Here is an 18,055-nt window from a genome sequence, read left to right on the forward strand (position 1 = left end):
CCGGACCGGGGCGCGGTCCCGGATACCGTGGGGGTCATGGCAGGACGATCGACCGCCGGCGGCAGCCGGAGCACCGCGGCGGCGGCGTCCCGCGGGACGAGTGGGCGCAAGCCCGCTGCTCGCAAACCCGCCGTGCGAGACTCCGCCCGGTCAGCGGCGCGCCGCTCGCCCGCCCGCCGCCCCGCCGCCCGCAAGCCACCGCCCCGCCGCGGGCCCGACCTGCTCGACCGCGGGCTCGACGCGGTCGGCCGCGGGATCGCCGGGCTCGGTCGTGGGGCGGGTCGCGCTCTCGGGCGCACCCGTGAGCTCGACCCCGCGCATCGTCGCGACGGGCTCGGCGTCGTGCTGCTCGTGCTGGCGGTCGTGAGCGCGGCCGGTATCTGGTGGGGAGCAGGCGGCCCGGTCGGCAGATGGCTGTCCGCGGCGGTCGGCTTCGTCATCGGGCTGGGGTCCGCGGTGCTGCCGGTGGTGCTGGCGCTGGCCGGTGCCGCCCTCATGGCCACGCGACCGCATCCGGAGGCCCGCCCGCGGGTGGCGGTCGGGTCCCTGCTGCTGACTCTCGGCGTGCTCGGGCTCGTGCACCTCGCGGCGGGGCGGCCCGACGCACCCGGCCTGTGGGTCGACGGCGGCGGCGCGCTCGGTTACCTGGCGGCCACCCCGCTCGCCACCGGCTTGACGGCGTGGGTGGCGGTGCCTGTGCTGGTGCTGCTGTCCGGGTACGCGCTCCTGGTGCTCACGGGCACGCCGGTGCGCGAGGTTCCCGCTCGCTTCCAGCGGCTGCTCGGGCCGGGAGTGGGCGACCCGGCCTTTGCCGAGGGCGACGGGGCCGAGCCCACGGCCGATCCCGTCACCGACACCCCGCCCGTGGCGCTGCGGCGCCCGTCGCGGCGGCGGCAGGCGTCGCGGGTGGCGGACCCCGACCAAGACGCCGGCAACGAGACCCCGGCCGCACCGGAGGCCACCGCGGCCCCCGACGAGCCGCCTGCGGCGCGCCCGAAGCGCAAGCCGCCCGCCACGGTTCCGGCCACACCGCCCGCCGAGCCGGAGCCCGACGGCGCCGTCGGCGAGCAGTTGCGCCTCACCGTCTCCCCGACCGAGGGGGAGGGCACCTACATCCTGCCGCCCAGCGACCTGCTGCCCACCGGGCCGGTGGCCAAGCTCCGCAGCAGCGCCAACGACGCGATGATCGAGTCGATCACCGGCGTGCTCGACCAGTTCTCGGTGGACGCCCAGGTCACCGGCTTCACCCGCGGCCCGACGGTCACCCGCTACGAGATCGAGCTCGGCCCGGCGGTCAAGGTCGAGAAGATCACCCAGCTGACCAAGAACATCTCCTACGCCGTCGCCACCGACAACGTGCGGATCCTGGCGCCGATCCCCGGCAAGTCGGCCGTCGGCATCGAGGTGCCGAACACCGACCGGGAGATGGTCCGCCTCGGCGACGTGCTGCGCAGCAGCACCGCCCGCGCCGAGCAGCACCCGCTGGTGATCGGCCTGGGCAAGGACATCGAGGGCCACTTCCTCACGGCCAACCTGGCGAAGATGCCCCACCTGCTGGTGGCGGGCTCCACCGGCTCCGGCAAGTCGAGCTTCGTCAACTCGATGCTCGTGTCACTGCTCTCGCGGGCCACTCCGGACGAGGTCCGGATGATCCTCATCGACCCCAAGATGGTGGAGCTCACCCCGTACGAGGGCATCCCGCACCTGATCACGCCCATCATCACCCAGCCGAAGAAGGCGGCCTCCGCACTGGCCTGGCTGGTGGAGGAGATGGAGCAGCGCTACCAGGACATGCAGGCCAACAAGGTCCGCCACGTCGATGACTTCAACCGCAAGGTGCGCTCCGGCGAGATCACCGCGCCGCTGGGCAGCGAGCGGGAGTACCGCCCCTACCCGTACATCCTGTGCATCGTCGACGAGCTGGCCGACCTCATGATGACCGCGCCGCGTGACGTCGAGGACGCGGTCGTGCGCATCACGCAGAAGGCCAGGGCGGCGGGCATCCACCTCGTGCTCGCCACGCAGCGGCCCTCGGTGGACGTCGTCACCGGCTTGATCAAGACGAACGTTCCGTCGCGGCTGGCGTTCGCCACGTCCTCGCTGACGGACTCGCGCGTCATCCTCGACCAGCCGGGCGCCGAGAAGCTGATCGGCATGGGCGACGGGCTCTACCTGCCGATGGGAGCCGGGAAGCCCACCCGGATGCAAGGCGCGTTCGTCGGCGACGACGAGATCTCCTCGGTCGTCACGTTCGTCAAGGAGCAGGCCGAGCCCACCTATACGGAGGGGGTCACGGCCCAGAAGGCGGGGGAGGCCAAGGAGGTCGACCCCGACATCGGCGACGACCTCGACCTGCTCCTGCAGGCGGCCGAGCTGGTGGTCACCTCCCAGTTCGGGTCCACATCCATGCTGCAGCGCAAGCTGCGTGTCGGGTTCGCGAAGGCGGGCCGCCTCATGGACCTGCTCGAGTCGCGGGGTGTCGTCGGGCCGTCCGAGGGGTCGAAGGCCCGCGACGTTCTGATCAAGCCGGACGAGCTCGAGAGCGTGCTCTGGCTGATGCGGGGCGGTGGTGGGCCCGAGCCCGACTCCGACGACGCCGACGACTGACAGTCACCCTCTGTGCGCGCACTGCTCCATATGGTGGGGCCGTCGCTCCGTCGAGTGACCCCATAAACCGGGGTCACTCCGGGGCGCCGTCACGGAACGTGCCAGAGTGTGGTGACTCGGGTGGATCGCACCCGATGCGTAGGACGTCGGGAAAGGTATCCGCGGCATGTTGTGGTCCGGTCGCCGCCGGAGCGGCAAGAAACAGAAGACGGGCGGACGACACGCACTCATGTCGATTCCCCTCACCGGTGGGCTGGTCAGCGGCGATGTCCGCGACGGCGAGGGCAAACCACTCGCGGGAGCCCATGTCGCGATCTTCGACCGCTCCAACAAATGCGTGGCCCGCTCGGAGACCGACCCCTACGGCTTCTTCGCGGCCGCTCTGATGCCCGGCGCGTACCGCATCCGGGCAGAGGCGGGTGGCTACCAGAGCTTCCACGAGCGCACCGAGATCGAGTGGGGCACCCACAGTTCGCTCGGGAGCCTCACCCTCATTCCGGACGCGACGCTCACCGTGCCCACGCCGGGGCTCTACGAGATCGACCCCGACCACTCGGCGATCCGGTTCGTGGCGCGCCACATCGCGATGTCCCGGGTCTACGGGCAGTTCATGGAGTTCGTCGGGCAGATCTACATCGGCGAGCGCTTCGAGGACTCCCAGGTCGAGGTGCTGATCGATGCCGCGAGCGTCTTCACCAACGCCGAGAAGCGCGACGCCCACCTGCGTTCGGCCGACTTCCTCGACGTCGCACGCTTCCCGAAGCTGCACTTCACGAGTCACCGCTTCAGTCGTCCCGGCGGCAACCGCTGGCTGATCGACGGCGAGCTCACCCTGCACGGGATGACCAGCGACGTGCAGCTCGACGCCACCTACCTCGGCATGCAGGAGTGGAACGGCATGCGCGCGGGCTGCACCGCCACCACGGAGCTCCACCGCGAGCACTTCACCGTGAACTGGCAGCAGATCCTCGCCCGAGGCGTGCCGGTGGTGGGGTCGACGATCCAGATCACCCTCGACATCCAGGGCATCCTGAAATCCTGACCTGATCCTGGGCGACTCGCGGGGCTGGTCAGTGGGCCTGGCGTTCGGCGAGCCACGCGGTGGCGGTGGTGCCGGCGAGGTCGCGGAAGTCGCGGGAGAGGTGGGCCTGGTCGACGTAGCCTGCGTCGGCGGCGACGGCTGCGAGAGAGGGACGCCGGGGGCCGCGTAGCCGGTCGCACGCCCGCTCGAACCGGATCACGCGCGCGGCGGTCTTCGGGGAGAGGCCGGTCTCGACGCGGAACTTCTCACCGAGATGCCGCCGGCTCCAGCCCACCTCGCGGGCCAGTTCCGAGATCCGCAGGTTGCCGCCCGACTCCTCCAGCCGGTCCCAGGCGTATCCCACCTCGGGGAGCACGCCCCTGTCGCCGGATCCGCGCGCGGTGAGCGCCGCGAACTCGGTGTCGAGCAGTGCGAACCGCTCCGCCCAGCCGGTGGCCGCGGCGAGCCTGGCCAGCAGTGGTTCCGTGCGCCGTCCCAGCAGCGCCTCGAGGTCGACGACATCGCCTGCGAGCTCCCCGGCGGGCACTCCGAACAGCGCGCGGGTGCCGCGCCACGTGAGCCGCAATTGAAGGCCGGTCTGCGGATCGCCGTGGGCGATCTCGGCAGGTTGCTGATGCAGCCCGGCGACCATTGCGACGAACGCGCCGGGCGGCTTGCTCCGGTCGGGGTTGGCGACCATCTCGACCTTGCCGTCGAGGCAGAGCACGAACGTGAGATGGGGTGAGGCCACGCCCTGGTGGACCGAGCGCGGCGAGGCCTCCGTGCGGTAGCCCGCGTAGCCGCTCACGTACGGGCGCACCGGGACGGCCGGCCGGCGCGCACACATCCGCCACGAGCCGGGAGCGGGCGCACGCTGCACATCGCCGGCCGAAGCGCCGATCGAAGCCGCCATAACGGGCAGGCTACCGGCGAGGTCCGACAGGCACGCGCCGGAAATCGTCGCCGTGCCGGAAATCGTCGCGGGCGGACGAGGCACCTCGCAGCCGAGCCCGGCCTACCGCGGGCCGCTCCCCCCACCCGGCTCCACCGGCAGTTGCAGGAGCATCCGTACGTTGCCGAGGGTGTTCGGCTTGACGTGGGCGAGGTCGAGGAACTCGGCGACACCGGCGTCGTAGGAGCGCAGCATCGCGGCGAAGACGTCCGGCTCGACCGGAGTGCCGTCGATCTCGGCGAAGCCGTGGCGGGCGAAGAACTGCTTCTCGAAGGTCAGCACGAACAGCCGGCGCAGCCCCAGCTCGCGCGCACTGCCGATGAGTCCGGTGACGATCGCGTGGCCGACGCCGCGGCCCATCACCCGCGGGTGCACGACCACCGTGCGGATCTCGCCGAGGTCCTCCCACAGGACGTGCAGCGCGCCGCAGCCGACGACCTCTCCGTCGAGTTCGGCGACCAGGAACTCCTGCACCGACTCGTACAGGGTGACGATCTCCTTGGCCAGCAGCACGCGGCCCGCGTAAGCATCCACGAGCTGCTTGATCGTCCCCACGTCGGCGGTCCTCGCCCGCCGGACGGCCACCGTTGCCACGACGGGTCAGACTAGATCACGGGGGCACGGATACCCTGGTGCCCGTGCCAGAACCCCGCCCTGCCGTGCCCCACCCCGCTATCCCTCCACGCGGTGATGGCGGCGCTCCACGGCGGGCCGCCCTCCTCACGCTCGGCTGCGCCCGCAACGAGGTCGACTCCGAGGAGCTCGCCGGCAGGCTGGAGGGTTCCGGCTGGGAGCTGGTCGATGCCGACGGCGAGGGCTCGGCCCCGGACGTGATCGTCGTGAACACCTGCGGTTTCGTCGAGCAGGCGAAGAAGGACTCGATCGACACCCTCCTCGCCGCGTCGGACGCCGCGAAGGCCACCGGCGCGAAGGTGGTGGCCGTCGGCTGCCTGGCCGAGCGCTACGGCGCCGAGCTGGCCGAGAGCCTGCCGGAGGCCGATGCCGTGCTCGGCTTCGACGCCTACCCCGACCTCGCCGAACGCCTCTCCGACGTCATCGGCGGCCACGCGCCCGCTCCGCACGTCCCGGTCGACCGCCGCATGTTGCTGCCGATCTCGCCGGTCGAGCGGCCTGCCGCAGCGCTGGACGTCGCAGTGCCGGGTCACGCCTGGGTGCCGAACCTCTCCCGCACGCGCCTGTCCGACGGCCCGGTCGCGCCGGTCAAGCTGGCGTCCGGGTGCGACCGCCGGTGCGCGTTCTGCGCGATTCCGTCCTTCCGCGGCTCGTTCGTCTCCCGCCCGCCGGACGACGTGGTGGCGGAGGCCGCCTGGCTCGGGATGCAGGGGGTGCGCGAGATCGTCCTGGTCAGCGAGAACTCCACGTCCTACGGCAAGGACCTGCCCGGCGGCACCCGCGCGCTGGTGCAGCTCCTGCCCCGGCTGGGCAGCGTGCCGGGTGTCGACCGCGTCCGGCTCAGCTATCTGCAGCCTGCGGAGGTGCGCCCCGACCTGATCCGGGCCATCGCGACGACGCCCGGCGTCGCGCCGTACTTCGACCTGTCGTTCCAGCACGCGAGCCCCGCGGTACTGCGGCGGATGCGCCGGTTCGGGTCGCGGGAGAACTTCCTCGACCTCTGCGAGCGCATCCGTGACCTCGCGCCCGAGGCCGGGATCCGCAGCAACGTGATCGTCGGGTTCCCCGGGGAGACGGCGGAGGACCTGGAGGAGCTGGAGCAGTTCCTCATCGGGGCGCGGCTCGACGCGGTCGGTGTCTTCGGCTACTCCGACGAGGACGGCACGGAGGCGGCGGGCTACGACGGCAAGTTGCCGCCCGAGGAGGTCACCGCTCGCGTCTCGCGGATCAGCGCGCTGGTCGACGAGCTCATGGCCCAGCGGGCGGAGGACCGCATCGGCACGGAGGTCGAGGTCCTCGTCGAGGCGGAGGAGGACGAGGACTTCGAGTGCACCGGCCGGGCCGCGCACCAGGCGCCCGAGGTCGACGGCGAGTGCGTGTTCGAGCGGGGCTCCGGGCTCGAGGTCGGTGATCTGGTGCGGGCGGTCGTCGTCGGCACCGAGGGCACCGACCTCGTCGTCTCGCCGCGCGAGCTGTTGCCCCGCAGCGACCTGAACGCCGCTCCTCCCCGGAGCGCCGCCAGGGCGGGCGCCGGGCGGGAGTCGGGGTGAGTTCTGCACCCGCCGGCCCGCCGCCGTTGCTGAACATCGCCAATGTGCTCACCGGAGTGCGGTTGCTGTTGGTGCCGGTGTTCGTCGCGGTGCTGTTCGTCGACGACGGCACGAACACGGGCTGGCGGCTCGCCGCGTGCGGTGTCTTCGCGCTCGCCGCGATCACCGACCGGTACGACGGCGAGCTGGCGCGCAAGCGAGGCCTGGTCACGGCGTTCGGGACGATCGCCGACCCGATCGCCGACAAGGCGCTCACCGGCGCGGCCCTGATCGGGCTGTCCGCGCTGGACATGCTGCCCTGGTGGGTCACGATCGTGATCATGGTCAGGGAGATCGGCGTGACGGTGCTGCGGTTCTCGGTGCTGCGGCACGGGATCATCCCGGCCAGCCGCGGAGGCAAGGCGAAGACGCTCGTCCAGGCGCTGGCGATCGGGCTCTACCTGCTCCCGCTCACCGAGCTCTTCGGTGCACCCGACGCCGTCGAGGCGCTGAGGTGGGCGGTGCTCGCGGTGGCGCTCGCCCTCACCGTCGCCACGGGAATCGACTACGTCGTCCGGGCGGCGCGGCTGCGGTCCGCAGCCACTGCCCCGGTGCCCGACAAGAGCTGAGGTAGGCGGCGTGTTCGCCGTGGGCGGACGCGACCGACTGCCGCGTCCGGAGACGCCACACGGCAGGAATCGGTACGGTGATCTCACCGGCGCGGTGTCCACGTTGGCCGGCGGATGACGAGGAGGGTCGCATGGCGGTGCTGATGCGAGAGGCGATCGGCGGCACTTTGCGGCGTGCGCGCACGGAGCGCAGGCGAACCCTCCGCGAGGTCTCGCGGCGGGCGCGGGTGAGTCTCGGGTACCTGTCCGAGGTGGAGCGAGGCCGCAAGGAGCCCTCCAGCGAGCTTCTCGCCGCCATCTGCGAAGCACTCGACATCGCGCTGCACGAACTGCTCACCGAGGCGGCCGAGACGATCGCCGCCGAAGCGCTGGCCGCTGAGGCCGCCACCCTGCGTCGCCCGGTCGGGCTGCGGCACATGGACCTGCGGCTCGCCGGCGCGTCCGACGGACCTGCGGCTCCGTCCACCCTGCCGTTGTCCCCGGTGGCCCCGCGCCACCCGGTTCCGCAGCCGACGCCGCAGCCCGTGGCGCTGCAGCCGGTCGGGGCGGTCTGCGCCGCGGCCTGAGGTCCCACTATCGACGTACGCTCACCGGCACCCGTCAGCCTTGTGCGGCGGGTGCCGGTGGTGTATTCGCACGTCGTGGGTCCCTCGGAGCCGCCCGGAGCGGTAGCCTGACCTCCGGGTCGCCCCGACGGTGGCCTCCGGATCATCCCCGATATCGTCGGCGCGCGGTGGAAGCCGGGCCTGTCCGATGCCACGATGGGAGCAGACGTACCGGCGACCCGTGCCGGAAGGCCCGGACAACGACATGCAGCGGCGAGCGGCGCCGCACTCGGAGGGCGGAGCAGATGGCCAACGGTTTCACGAAGGCCTGGAAGTACTTGATGGCGCTGTTCTCGTCCAAGGTCGACGAGTACGCCGACCCCAAGGTGCAGATCCAGCAGGCGATCGAGGACGCCCAGCGGCAGCACCAGGCGCTGTCCCAGCAGGCGGCAGCGGTGATCGGCAACCAGCGTCAGCTCGAGATGAAGCTCAACCGGCAGCTCGGTGAGATCGAGAAGCTGCAGGCCTCGGCCCGGCAGGCGCTCGTGTTGGCCGACCAGGCCCGCGCCTCCGGCGACGAGGTCAAGGCCGGGCAGTACGAGCAGTCCGCGCAGGCGTTCGCCACGCAGCTCGTCACCGCCGAGCAGTCGGTCGAGGACCTCAAGACGCTGCACGACCAGTCGATCCAGGCAGCGGGCCAGGCGAAGCAGGCCGTCGAGCGCAACTCGATGATGCTCCAGCAGAAGATCGCCGAGCGCACGAAGCTGCTCAGCCAGCTCGAGCAGGCGAAGATGCAGGAGCAGGCGGCTGCGTCGCTGCGGCAGATGTCCGAGCTCGCTGCGCCGGGCAACACGCCCTCCCTCGAAGAGGTCCGCGACAAGATCGAGCGGCGCTACGCCAACGCGATCGGGTCCGCGGAGCTGGCGCAGAACTCGGTGCAGGGCCGGATGCTGGAGGTGCAGCAGTCCACGGTCGACATGGCCGGGGCGAGCCGCCTGGAGCAGATCCGCGCCTCTCTGCACGGCACACCGGTTGCGGGCGAGGTCACGGCGGGCGACACCGCCGCCATTCCGGCCAACCCGCAGCTCAACAAGCAGCAGCAGCCCGGCACCGCCTGAGCAGGCCTCCTACCAGCGCTGACGCCGCTCGTCCCCCACTGGGGACGGGCGGCGTCGCTCGTTTCGGGGCGACACCGGACGTGGGGACGGGCCCGGCTGGCAACGGGGGCACCAGTAGGCGATGCGGGCGTAGACGCCGTCTCCCTGCTCCGCGGTGCGGATGCGGGTGCTGCAGCACCGGCAGCGTTGCCCGCCCCGCTCGAACACCCAGGTCTGACGGCCGCGCGCCAGCTCACCGGTCGTGGACTGCTGTGGGCGGTCGGCGTTGCGCAGCAGCAGCTCGCGGGCCAGCGCGATCGCGGCCGGCGGGTCCGGGACGTCGCGCGCGAGCGTCCACGGCGAGAGCCCGAGAAGGAAGCACACCTCGGTCTTGTAGAGGTTTCCGAGGCCCGCCATCACCCGCTGCTCGAGGAGCACGAGCCCGAGCTCGGAGGATCTCCGCGTCGTGAACCGCCGCAGCGCTTCCGCGGCGTGCGTCTCGTCCCACGCGGGGTCGAGCAGGTCGGGCCCGAGATGACCGACGAGCCGCGCCTCCTCACCGGTCGGGAGCAGCTCCATGTCGTGCAGCGAGAACCCGACGGCGGTGCGTTCGGCGGTCTCGAGCACGGCACGGGCCTGGTGCGCGGGCCGTTGCCAGGACATTCCGGGCCGGTAGAGGTGCCACGACCCGTCCAGCCGCAGGTGGCTGTGCAGGCTGCGGCCGTCGTCGAAGCGCGTGAACAGGTGCTTGCCGACGGACGCGACGTCGAGCACGGTGCGTCCGGCGAGGTCGTGCTCCACGAGCCGGGGGTGCCGCAGCTCCCCCCGCACGAGTGAGCGGCCGGAGAGCGCGACATGCAGGCGCTTACCGGTGAGGTAGACGGTGTCGCCCTCCGGCACGAGCCCGACGGTAGCGCGGGCCGCTTCGGTCCACCGATCGGTGGAGCCGGGGTCCACCGCAGGCGCCCAGGAGTCCGTCGCGACGGCCGATCTCCGCAGCCGCGCGCGGCAGCACCATCGTCGACATGCCCGTCATCGAGGTGGATCGGCTGCACAAGCGCTACCGCGACGAGATCGCGGTGCACGACGTCTCCCTCGCCGTGGAGGAGGGGGAGATCTTCGGCATCGTCGGTCGCAACGGCGCCGGGAAGACCACCACCGTGGAGTGCATCGAGGGGTTGCGCTCCCAGGACGGCGGCACGATCTCGGTACTCGGTCTCGACCCGCAGCGCGACCGCACGGAGCTGCGCCGTGTGCTCGGGATCCAACTGCAGGCCAGCGAGCTGCCGGACAAGCTGCGTGTCGCGGAAGCCGTCGAGCTCTTCGCCTCGTTCTACCCGGCGCCTGCCGAGCCACGGGAGCTGCTCGAACGCTGGGGCCTCGCGGCGAAGCGGAACACCGCGTTCGCGAACCTCTCGGGCGGCCAGAAGCAGCGCCTGTCGATCGCGCTCGCGCTGGTCGGGAACCCCCGCGTGGCCATCCTCGACGAGCTGACCACCGGGCTCGACCCGCAGGCTCGGCGCGACGCGTGGGAGTCGATCGAACAGATCCGCCGCGGAGGCGTGACGGTCGTGCTGGTCACCCATTTCATGGAGGAGGCGGAGCGGCTCTGCGACCGCATCGCCGTGATCGACGCGGGCCGTGTGATCGCAACCGACACCCCGGCCGGGCTGGTGGCCCGGCTCGCAGGCGGTCAGCGGCTGCGGTTCCGCCCGTCGGCTCCGTTCCTCGACGCGGTGCTCACCGACCTCGCCGAGGTGGAGTCGGTACGGCGCCTCGGTCCGCACGTGGAGGTCTCGGGGAGCGGCAACCTGCTGCACGCCGTCACGTCGACGCTGGCCCGCCACCAGGTCGTCCCCGCTGACCTGCGCCTGGAGCAGGCCACTCTCGACGATGCCTTCGTCGCCCTGACCGGCCGCGCGGCCGAGAACTGAGGAAACCGACCGATGAACGAGCTGTCGTCCGTTGCGCCGGCCACCATCCGCGAACAGCGTCGCGCGACGAACCCGCTGCTCGCGCTCGCTGTGGCCGAGACCCGGCTGTTCCTGCGCGACCCCGTGACCGTGCTGCTGACGATCGCTCTGCCCGCGCTCATCCTCGCGGGCCTCGCTGCCGTGCCCGCCCTGCGCGAGCCCGGCGACGTCTTCGGGGGCCTGCGGTTCACGGACTACTTCGCGCCGGCCCTGCTGGCGTTCAACATCGCCGTGCTCGGCTTGCAGAACCTGCCCACCGGGCTCGCGACCTACCGGGAGAAGGGCGTCCTGCGCCGGTTCTCGGCCACGCCGATGCGGCCGTCCGCGGTGCTGGTCGTGCAGTTGGTCATCAACCTCGTGACGGCGGCTGCCGGTACGGCGCTGATGTTGATGGTCGCCGTGCTCGTACTCGACGTACCGGCGCCTCGGCATCCGATCGGGTTCGTCCTCACGTTCCTGCTGGGCACGTCCGCGGTGTTCGCGCTCGGGCTCGTGATCGCTGCTCTGGCGCCGCGCGCCCGGCTGGCCACGGGAATCGGCACCGTCGCGTTCTTCCTGACGCAGTTCTTCTCGGGCGTGTACCTGCCCAAGTTCCTGCTCCCTGACGTCGTCGTGCGCATCGGTGAGTTCGTTCCGCCGGCAACAGGTGCCTTCCAGGCCGCCTGGCTGGGGGACGGGCCGGCACCGTCACAGCTCGTGGTCATGGCGGTCATTGCAGTGACCGCGACGGCGGTGGCCGCTAGATTCTTCCGGTGGGAGTGAGGCCGTGAACGACACCGGTGCGGGCGCGGCGACGGCGGGGTCGTGCACGAGCGGCGGGGTCGGCCCCCTTCCCGGCAGCGACGAGAGGCTCGACGCCCGGGAGCGCAAGCTCGACTCGCTCTTCGACCGCTACTCACCGTATTTCGGCCTGGTCGTCGGAACCGTGCTCACTCCGTTCGTCCTTCCCTCCTCACCGGGTTTCTGGCTCGTCACGGGGTCGCTCGTGATCGTCAACGCGGGCTGGACGCTCGTGTTCGCGTCCCCGCCGTCCGACCGCGCGTCGAATCCGCTGCTGGGTTCGGTGTACGTGGGGGGCCTTCTGGTTCTGATGGCGGCGCTCGTCCACATGTCCCCCTTCTACGGGTTCCAGGCCTTCGCCGGGTACTCGCACTCGTTCGTGTACCTGCGTGGTGGCTGGCGCTGGGCCGGCGTGTTGGCCACGGCGGTGCTCGCCGCGTACGCCCAGCTCGGCGGGGGGCTGGTCGACGAGTTCACCCCTGCTGTCATCGCGGGCTGGGTGGCGCTCGCGGTGGTCAACGGCGCGATGGCGGGCGGGCTCACCTACTTCGGGGTGCTGTCGGCGCAGCAGTCCCAACGCAGGCAGGACATGATCGTCGAGCTCAACGAGGCCAACCGGCGCTTGTCGGAGACGCTGGAGGAGAACGCAGGCCTGCACGCCCGCCTACTGGTGCAAGCGCGGGAGGCCGGAGTGCTCGACGAGCGCGCGCGGCTGGCGCGGGAGATCCACGACACGATTGCGCAGGGCCTGACGGGGATCGTCACCCAACTCGAGGCCGCTGGTGCCGCCGACGACGACCCGGACGTGCGGCGCCGCCACATGGACACCGCGAGCGCGCTCGCTCGGGAGAGCCTCAGCGAGGCCCGCCGCTCCGTCGACGCGCTCGCGCCCGCACAGCTCGTCGAGACGCAACTGCCTGATGCCATCGCCCAGATGGGCAAGTCGTGGGCGGAGACCGCGGGCGTCGAGCTGGTCGTCGAGACCACCGGCGATCCACGGCCGCTGCTGCCGGAGCTGGAGGTCGTGCTGTTCCGGGTGGCGCAGGAGGCGCTCGCCAACGTCGGGAAGCACGCGGAGGCCGGCCGAGCCGGGCTGACACTGTCCTACATGGACGACGTGGTGGTGCTCGACGTGCGCGACGACGGGCGTGGTTTCACCCCCGGGTTCGGCGCTCGAGCGGACGCAGGCTCCGGCTTCGGCATCGCGGGGATGGAGCAGCGGGTGCGGCGGGTGGCGGGCACGCTGGCCGTGGAGAGCACCCCCGGGGAGGGGGCAGCGGTGAGTGCGACCGTCCCGGCGATCCCCGCGGAGGTGCGGGCGTGACCGAGAAGATCAGAGTGCTGATCGTCGACGACCACCCGGTCGTCCGTGACGGGTTGCGTGGGGTGATCGACGGCCAGCCGGACATGCATGTGGTGGCGGAGGCCGGGCACGGCGCCGAGGCACTCGCCCGCGTGGACGCCGAACCCGTCGACGTCGTCCTGATGGACCTGCGGATGCCGATCATGGGCGGGGTCGAGGCCATCGGGCAGCTGCGCCGCGCCGCACCGTCGGTGCGAGTGCTCGTGCTCACCACGTTCGACACCGACCGTGACGTACTGCCGGCGATCGAGGCGGGTGCCACCGGCTATCTGCTGAAGGACACCCCGCGCGATGAGCTGCTGCGGGCCGTCCGCGCCGCGCACCGCGGGGAGGCCGTGCTGTCGCCCGCTGTTGCCGGGCGCCTGATGGGGCAGGTCAGGGCGCCGGCCCAGGACACTCTCAGCGGCCGGGAGCTGGAAGTGCTGCGATTGGTGGCCGCGGGGTTCACCAACCGGGAGGCCGCTCAGAAGCTCTTCATCAGCGAGGCCACCGTGAAGACCCACCTGCTGCACATCTACGCGAAGCTCGGGGTGCGCGACCGGGCCTCCGCGGTGGCGGCCGGGTACCAGCGGGGCCTGTTGGTGCCAGAGTAGCGCCGACGCGGCTCAGACCGGGATCGGCGTGCGCACGGCGTAGAGGACGTCGTCCCGGACGCGCGTGAAGCCCAGCCGCGCGGCGACCGCGAGGCTTCCGGTGTTGTCGGGGGACGTCGTCCACGACGGGACGTGGCCGCGGGCCCTGATGTCCCTGACCACCGCGGCAGCGCTCGCGGTCGACAGGCCGCGGCGGCGATGGGCCTGCACCGTCACCACGCCGATGTCCTCGTACTCACCGCCCACGTAGAACGGCACGGCGATCGACACCGGCTCGCCGTCCACGGTGCCGGCATAGGCGACACCTGCGGCGAGGAGCCCGGCCACACCGCCCCACGTCTCGTGGATCCACGCGTCCTCGGCGCCGAGCCCGGCGAGCGCCGGTGCGTCGGCCCGGGTGAGCAGCCGGACGTGATCACGGGGTGGCGACACGACCGCGTCGTCCGGGAGTACGGCGACCAGCCTGTCCCACACGCCTGTGGCCGGATCCACGGTGCGCAGGGCGGGCAGCCACTCCGGCGGAGCGTCGACGAACCCGGCCACGTCGTCGAGGTCGCCGGGCCCCAGCTGTGCAGGGTCACCGCGCAGGGCGTAGTTCCCGGGCAGCTCGGCCAGCACCACCTGCGGATGCGGCCACCGGTCCACGCGGCACCGGCCATGGCCCGTACGGACGACGTGCTCGAAGATCAACGGCCCAGGCCGCTCCGGGGCGAACCACGGACGAAGCTGCGGCAGTGCGTCGGCCGGAACGGGGCGCATGGCTCGCCACCCTGGTGCGAAGCCGGGCCCGGCGCCACCGATAAACGGTACGGTTGCGGGATGAGGACGGCGACGGCGCAGGCACTGGGCCTGCTCCTGCTCGGGTCCGTACTCGTCAGCACCGCCGTGATCCTCGAGCAGTCGCTGCTCATGGGTGTGCTCGGAGCCCTGCTCTGCGCCTGGGGCCTGGCCCACCGACCCGCTCTCGCGCTCCTCGCCGGTGCCGAGGCCCGTGTCGCCGTGGCGACGCGGGAGCACCATCGGGCGCTCGCGTCCCGCGCCGTTCCCCGCCAGCGCGACCCGGACGCCGACGGCCATACCCGGTCACGTGCCCCGTCGGAGCTCCTCCCGGCGGTGTAGCGCTGCGCGTGGCGCCGCCGGACGAGTCCTGTTCCGGCTGCCCTGGAGTCCCGCCATGCCCGGTCTCGTCGTCCCTGCCCTCCCCTGCCCGGGGGGCGCGTCGTGCTAGATCCCGTCTATTACGCCGTCTCCGCCGTCATGTGGTGCTGGCACCAGCTCTTCGGCCTGCTGCTCGGCCCGTCCAGTGGGGTCGCGTGGGCGCTGTCGGTCGTCTTCCTCGTGCTCACCCTGCGGGCCCTGCTGATCCGGCCCTTCATCGCCCAGGTGCGCTCCGCCCGGGCCATGCGCGTGATCGCGCCCCAGCTCGCCGAGCTCCGCAAGCTCTACGCCGAGGACCGTCCGCGGCTGATGAAGGAGACGAAGGCGCTCCAGAGCGCGCACGGGGTGAACCTCGTCGGCGGCTGCCTGCCGGCGCTGCTGCAGTTGCCCGTGTTCCTCGGGCTCCTGCACGTGCTGCGCTACTTCAACCGCCCCGGGCTGACGTTCGAGCAGAACGCCGCCCTCCCGAACTACGTCTTCGGACCCGACCAGGTGCGCTCGTTCCTCGAGGCCCGGCTGTTCGGGGCGCCGCTGTCGGCGTACCTGAGCATGCCCCAGCAGCTGCTGGACTCCTTCGGGGGCCACGTGGAGCGCGTCGACGTCGCGGTCGTGGCGTTGCCGTTGATGCTCGTCGCGGCCGTGGCCACCCACTTCAGTGCGCGGCACTCGGCGCAGCAGCAGCCGCCCGACAGCCCGACCGCGTCGGCCATGCGGTTCACCCCGTGGATCTTCCCGCTCGGTGCGCTGGTCGGCGGGCTGTTCTTCCCGTTCCCGATCGCGATCCTCATCTACTGGCTGACCAACAACGCCTGGACCCTCGTCCAGCAGCGGATCGTGTTCAGCCGCCTGCCCACGACCCCGTCCGCACCCGTGCCGGTGGTGACGGCCGCGTCCACGCCCGCACTCGTCCCGGCCGAGCCGCCCGCCACTCCCACCGTGACCCAGGCCGGGGGTGGCGGAACGGGCAAGCGCAAACGGCACGCCTCTGGCCACCTCCGGAGCCGCCGTCGCCGCTGACTCCGGCCTGCGAGTCGCGCGGTCAGCGGGCGGGTTCGGTGGTGAAGTCGTTCCAGCGGACGTGGCGCGTCATCGTCCAGTAGTCGACGATCCGCCACGGCAACGCGGAGACGACGCGGCCGGCGCTGTTGCGATACCAGTTGCCCATGCCGGGATGCGACCAGATCATCCGCGCGTGCGCCTCGTCGTGCCTGCGGGCGTAGTCGGCGTAGACCTCGGGCCGCACCTCGATCGCGCCGATCCCGCGTTCGGTCATGACCGTCAGGGCCTCGATGATGTAGCGGACCTCGCTCTCGGCGATCGTGATGTAGCTGCCGCCGTGGCCGAGCACGGTGCCGGGGCCGCCGATCAGGAAGAGGTTCGGGAACCCGGGCACCGACATGCCCAGGTAGGCGTCGGCGTTCTCGGGCCCCCACACCTCCTGCACCGACTGCCCGTCGCGTCCACGCAGGTCCAGGGGATGCAGGTACCTGTAGGTCTCGAAGCCGGTGCAGATCACCACGACGTCGGCGTCGACCTCCGTGCCGTCCGCCGTCCGGACGCCGGTGGGGGTGATCGCCGCGACCGCCTGGGTGAGGAGATCGACGTCGTCGCGGCGCAGCGCGGCGAACCAGCCGTTGTCCAGCAACATCCGCTTACCGAACGGCGGGTAGTCCGGCAGCGCCTTCTGCACGAGGTCGTCGCGCCCGTCGAGCTCGTCCGTGAGGTAGCGGGTGAAGTAGCGCCGGTGCGAGTCGTTGATGGCGTTGACCGAACGCTCGGGGTGCTGCCATTCCGGGTCGATCTGCAGCGACGGGTGCACCTTGTCGTTCATGGTCCAGGCCAGCCGGGTGCGGTACCAGCGGCGGTAGAACGGCACGCGCTCGATCAGTAGCCGGGCGCCATCGGGGATGGGCGCGAAGTAGACGGCGTTCGGCGCGACCCACTGCGGGGAGCGCTGGAACACCGTGACGTGGGCGGCCTGGCCGGCGATCGCAGGCACGATCTGCATCGCGCTCGCCCCCGTCCCGACGACGGCCACGCGCTTGCCGGTGATGTCGAGGTCGGCGGGCCAGCGGGCGGAGTGGAAGATCGGACCCCGGAAGTCGCCGAGTCCGGGCAGGTCGGGGACCTTCGGACGGTTGAGCACACCCACCGCGGTGATCACCGCGTTCGCGTCGAACTCCTCGCCGGCCGTGGTGCGTACCGTCCAGCGCTGCCTACGGGCGTCGTAGGTAGCGCCTGCCGCTTCGGTGCCGAACCGGATCATCCCGCGCAGGTCGTAGCGGTCGGCCACCTCGCGCAGATAGGCGAGCACCTCGTCGCGTTTGCCGAAGTGGGTGCTCCACTGCTTCGGCGCGAACGAGAAGGAGTACAGGTGGCTCGGGGTGTCGACCCCGGCGCCGGGATAGCCGTTCTCCAGCCACGTGCCGCCGACATCGTCGTTCTTCTCCAGGACGACGCAGCTGATCCCCGCCTCCCGGAGCCGGATCGCGGCGAGCATGCCCGACAGGCCGGCGCCGATGACGATGACCCGGAACCCCGTGCCCGGCGCAACGGCCCGTGCGGGTTCCGGGGTGCGGAAGCCCATGTCCTCCGCCGCCATGGCCTCGTACTCGGCGGGAACCGGCTCGCCCACGGCGAGGCTCATCAACTCGACGAGAAAAGGGCCGGTCGGGGCGGGCACGGCGGGCTCCCGGCCCGCCGACCAGGCCAGCACCGCATCGACCGCCGCGGCCCGGATCTCAGCCCGCACCGGCTCGGCGAACCCGCCGTCGTCGTTGTCGTCCATCCCGCGACCCCGGGTGGGGCGGTACGGGTCGGCGAGCCAGCGGGGATCGCCGGTGAGTTGGTAGAGCACCACGACGAGCGTCGGCAGGTTGGCGCTTTCCACGGCCGTGGTCAGCGACCCGCGGTCCAGCGGTGCACCCGGTGTGGGATCGGTGAGGGCATCGCCGGCTGGGGTCATGTTGCAAGGCTAACCATCGTTAGGTGAACACGAGAAGTCGGCATCTTGACGTCTGTACTGTTGCCGATGACCGGCCGGTTCATTCCTAACCGCAGACAGGAAGTCGAGACTGATGGAGCTCACCCGGGCCACGCCCAGGGATGGTGCGCACCCCGCTGACTCCGTCGCCGGGGCCGCAGCGACGATGGTGCTCGTGGAGAGGGACTGACC

Annotated in this window: 17 protein-coding genes; 12 read left to right on the forward strand and 5 right to left on the reverse strand. The window is 71.8% G+C overall.

What is annotated here, in order from left to right:
• Positions 1-36: 36 nt before the first annotated feature.
• Positions 37-2,607, forward strand: coding sequence for a DNA translocase FtsK 4TM domain-containing protein (locus MMF94_RS27570; RefSeq protein WP_241040113.1), 2,571 nt, complete (start codon positions 37-39; stop codon positions 2,605-2,607).
• Between the two features lie 229 nt (positions 2,608-2,836).
• Entirely contained in the window at positions 2,837-3,649 is an 813-nt protein-coding gene (locus MMF94_RS27575; RefSeq protein ID WP_241040114.1) for a YceI family protein, read from the forward strand.
• A 28-nt stretch (positions 3,650-3,677) separates the two neighbouring features.
• On the opposite strand, the gene MMF94_RS27580 is transcribed toward MMF94_RS27575, so the two are convergent.
• Together MMF94_RS27580 and MMF94_RS27585 are read right to left on the reverse strand one after the other, a co-directional pair.
• On the reverse strand, positions 3,678-4,541 hold the full coding sequence (locus MMF94_RS27580) for a helix-turn-helix domain-containing protein (RefSeq protein ID WP_241040115.1): 864 nt from the start codon (positions 4,539-4,541) through the stop codon (positions 3,678-3,680).
• Between the two features lie 102 nt (positions 4,542-4,643).
• Complete coding sequence (locus MMF94_RS27585; protein ID WP_241040116.1) at positions 4,644-5,174, reverse strand: amino-acid N-acetyltransferase; 531 nt, start codon at positions 5,172-5,174, stop codon at positions 4,644-4,646.
• Between the two features lie 65 nt (positions 5,175-5,239).
• On the opposite strand from MMF94_RS27585, the gene rimO reads away from it, so the two are divergent.
• From rimO to MMF94_RS27605, 4 genes are all read left to right on the forward strand, one after another.
• On the forward strand, positions 5,240-6,763 hold the full coding sequence (gene rimO, locus MMF94_RS27590) for a 30S ribosomal protein S12 methylthiotransferase RimO (RefSeq protein WP_379660522.1): 1,524 nt from the start codon (positions 5,240-5,242) through the stop codon (positions 6,761-6,763).
• Positions 6,760-7,371, forward strand: coding sequence for a CDP-diacylglycerol--glycerol-3-phosphate 3-phosphatidyltransferase (pgsA, locus tag MMF94_RS27595; protein WP_241040117.1), 612 nt, complete (start codon positions 6,760-6,762; stop codon positions 7,369-7,371). The genes rimO and pgsA overlap by 4 nt, the downstream gene beginning before the upstream one ends.
• A 131-nt stretch (positions 7,372-7,502) precedes the next feature.
• The gene (locus MMF94_RS27600; protein ID WP_241040118.1) at positions 7,503-7,937 is read left to right on the forward strand and encodes a helix-turn-helix domain-containing protein; all 435 of its coding nucleotides are present in this window, start codon (positions 7,503-7,505) and stop codon (positions 7,935-7,937) included.
• 284 nt (positions 7,938-8,221) lie between these two features.
• Entirely contained in the window at positions 8,222-9,034 is an 813-nt protein-coding gene (locus MMF94_RS27605) for a PspA/IM30 family protein (RefSeq protein ID WP_241040119.1), read from the forward strand.
• Positions 9,035-9,043: 9 nt separating this feature from the next.
• On the opposite strand, the gene MMF94_RS27610 is transcribed toward MMF94_RS27605, so the two are convergent.
• Positions 9,044-9,913, reverse strand: coding sequence for a DNA-formamidopyrimidine glycosylase family protein (locus MMF94_RS27610; protein WP_241040120.1), 870 nt, complete (start codon positions 9,911-9,913; stop codon positions 9,044-9,046).
• Positions 9,914-10,038: 125 nt separating this feature from the next.
• Between MMF94_RS27610 and MMF94_RS27615 the strand changes: the two genes are divergently transcribed.
• Genes MMF94_RS27615 through MMF94_RS27630 form a run of 4 tightly spaced genes read left to right on the forward strand, consistent with a single transcriptional unit; the run spans position 10,039 to position 13,722 of the window.
• Positions 10,039-10,947: an ABC transporter ATP-binding protein gene (locus MMF94_RS27615; RefSeq protein WP_241040121.1), complete on the forward strand. Its 909-nt coding sequence runs from the start codon at positions 10,039-10,041 to the stop codon at positions 10,945-10,947.
• A 12-nt stretch (positions 10,948-10,959) separates the two neighbouring features.
• Positions 10,960-11,748, forward strand: a complete 789-nt coding sequence (locus tag MMF94_RS27620) for an ABC transporter permease (RefSeq protein ID WP_241040122.1) — start codon at positions 10,960-10,962, stop codon at positions 11,746-11,748.
• A 4-nt stretch (positions 11,749-11,752) separates the two neighbouring features.
• Positions 11,753-13,090: a sensor histidine kinase gene (locus MMF94_RS27625; protein WP_241040123.1), complete on the forward strand. Its 1,338-nt coding sequence runs from the start codon at positions 11,753-11,755 to the stop codon at positions 13,088-13,090.
• Complete coding sequence (locus MMF94_RS27630; protein WP_241040124.1) at positions 13,087-13,722, forward strand: response regulator; 636 nt, start codon at positions 13,087-13,089, stop codon at positions 13,720-13,722. Before MMF94_RS27625 ends, MMF94_RS27630 begins: the two co-directional genes overlap by 4 nt.
• Positions 13,723-13,734: 12 nt before the next feature.
• On the opposite strand, the gene MMF94_RS27635 is transcribed toward MMF94_RS27630, so the two are convergent.
• Entirely contained in the window at positions 13,735-14,481 is a 747-nt protein-coding gene (locus MMF94_RS27635; RefSeq protein ID WP_241040125.1) for a GNAT family N-acetyltransferase, read from the reverse strand.
• A gap of 60 nt (positions 14,482-14,541) precedes the next feature.
• Here MMF94_RS27635 and MMF94_RS27640 point away from each other — a divergent pair, with 60 nt between their 5' ends.
• Both MMF94_RS27640 and yidC read left to right on the forward strand, forming a co-directional pair.
• Entirely contained in the window at positions 14,542-14,841 is a 300-nt protein-coding gene (locus MMF94_RS27640) for a DUF6412 domain-containing protein (protein WP_241040126.1), read from the forward strand.
• 102 nt (positions 14,842-14,943) lie between these two features.
• Positions 14,944-15,897 carry a membrane protein insertase YidC gene (gene yidC, locus MMF94_RS27645; RefSeq protein ID WP_241040127.1) on the forward strand — a complete coding sequence of 318 codons (954 nt, stop codon included), beginning with the start codon at positions 14,944-14,946 and terminating at the stop codon, positions 15,895-15,897.
• 22 nt (positions 15,898-15,919) lie between these two features.
• Here yidC and MMF94_RS27650 read toward each other — a convergent pair whose 3' ends face one another.
• Positions 15,920-17,845, reverse strand: coding sequence for a flavin-containing monooxygenase (locus tag MMF94_RS27650; protein WP_241040128.1), 1,926 nt, complete (start codon positions 17,843-17,845; stop codon positions 15,920-15,922).
• Positions 17,846-18,055: the final 210 nt, after the last annotated feature.

It is taken from the genome of Pseudonocardia alaniniphila (assembly GCF_022524485.1).
In the GTDB taxonomy this organism is placed as follows: domain Bacteria; phylum Actinomycetota; class Actinomycetes; order Mycobacteriales; family Pseudonocardiaceae; genus Pseudonocardia; species Pseudonocardia alaniniphila.

Bases quoted from the DNA above. Each gene is read 5' to 3' on its own strand.
- MMF94_RS27635 (WP_241040125.1), bottom strand. From the start codon at position 14,481: ATGCGCCCCGTTCCGGCCGACGCACTGCCGCAGCTTCGTCCGTGGTTC.
- MMF94_RS27605 (WP_241040119.1), top strand. From the start codon at position 8,222: ATGGCCAACGGTTTCACGAAGGCCTGGAAGTACTTGATGGCGCTGTTC.
- MMF94_RS27640 (WP_241040126.1), top strand. From the start codon at position 14,542: ATGAGGACGGCGACGGCGCAGGCACTGGGCCTGCTCCTGCTCGGGTCC.
- MMF94_RS27580 (WP_241040115.1), bottom strand. From the start codon at position 4,541: ATGGCGGCTTCGATCGGCGCTTCGGCCGGCGATGTGCAGCGTGCGCCC.
- MMF94_RS27570 (WP_241040113.1), top strand. From the start codon at position 37: ATGGCAGGACGATCGACCGCCGGCGGCAGCCGGAGCACCGCGGCGGCG.
- MMF94_RS27620 (WP_241040122.1), top strand. From the start codon at position 10,960: ATGAACGAGCTGTCGTCCGTTGCGCCGGCCACCATCCGCGAACAGCGT.
- MMF94_RS27600 (WP_241040118.1), top strand. From the start codon at position 7,503: ATGGCGGTGCTGATGCGAGAGGCGATCGGCGGCACTTTGCGGCGTGCG.
- MMF94_RS27650 (WP_241040128.1), bottom strand. From the start codon at position 17,845: ATGACCCCAGCCGGCGATGCCCTCACCGATCCCACACCGGGTGCACCG.
- MMF94_RS27575 (WP_241040114.1), top strand. From the start codon at position 2,837: ATGTCGATTCCCCTCACCGGTGGGCTGGTCAGCGGCGATGTCCGCGAC.
- MMF94_RS27615 (WP_241040121.1), top strand. From the start codon at position 10,039: ATGCCCGTCATCGAGGTGGATCGGCTGCACAAGCGCTACCGCGACGAG.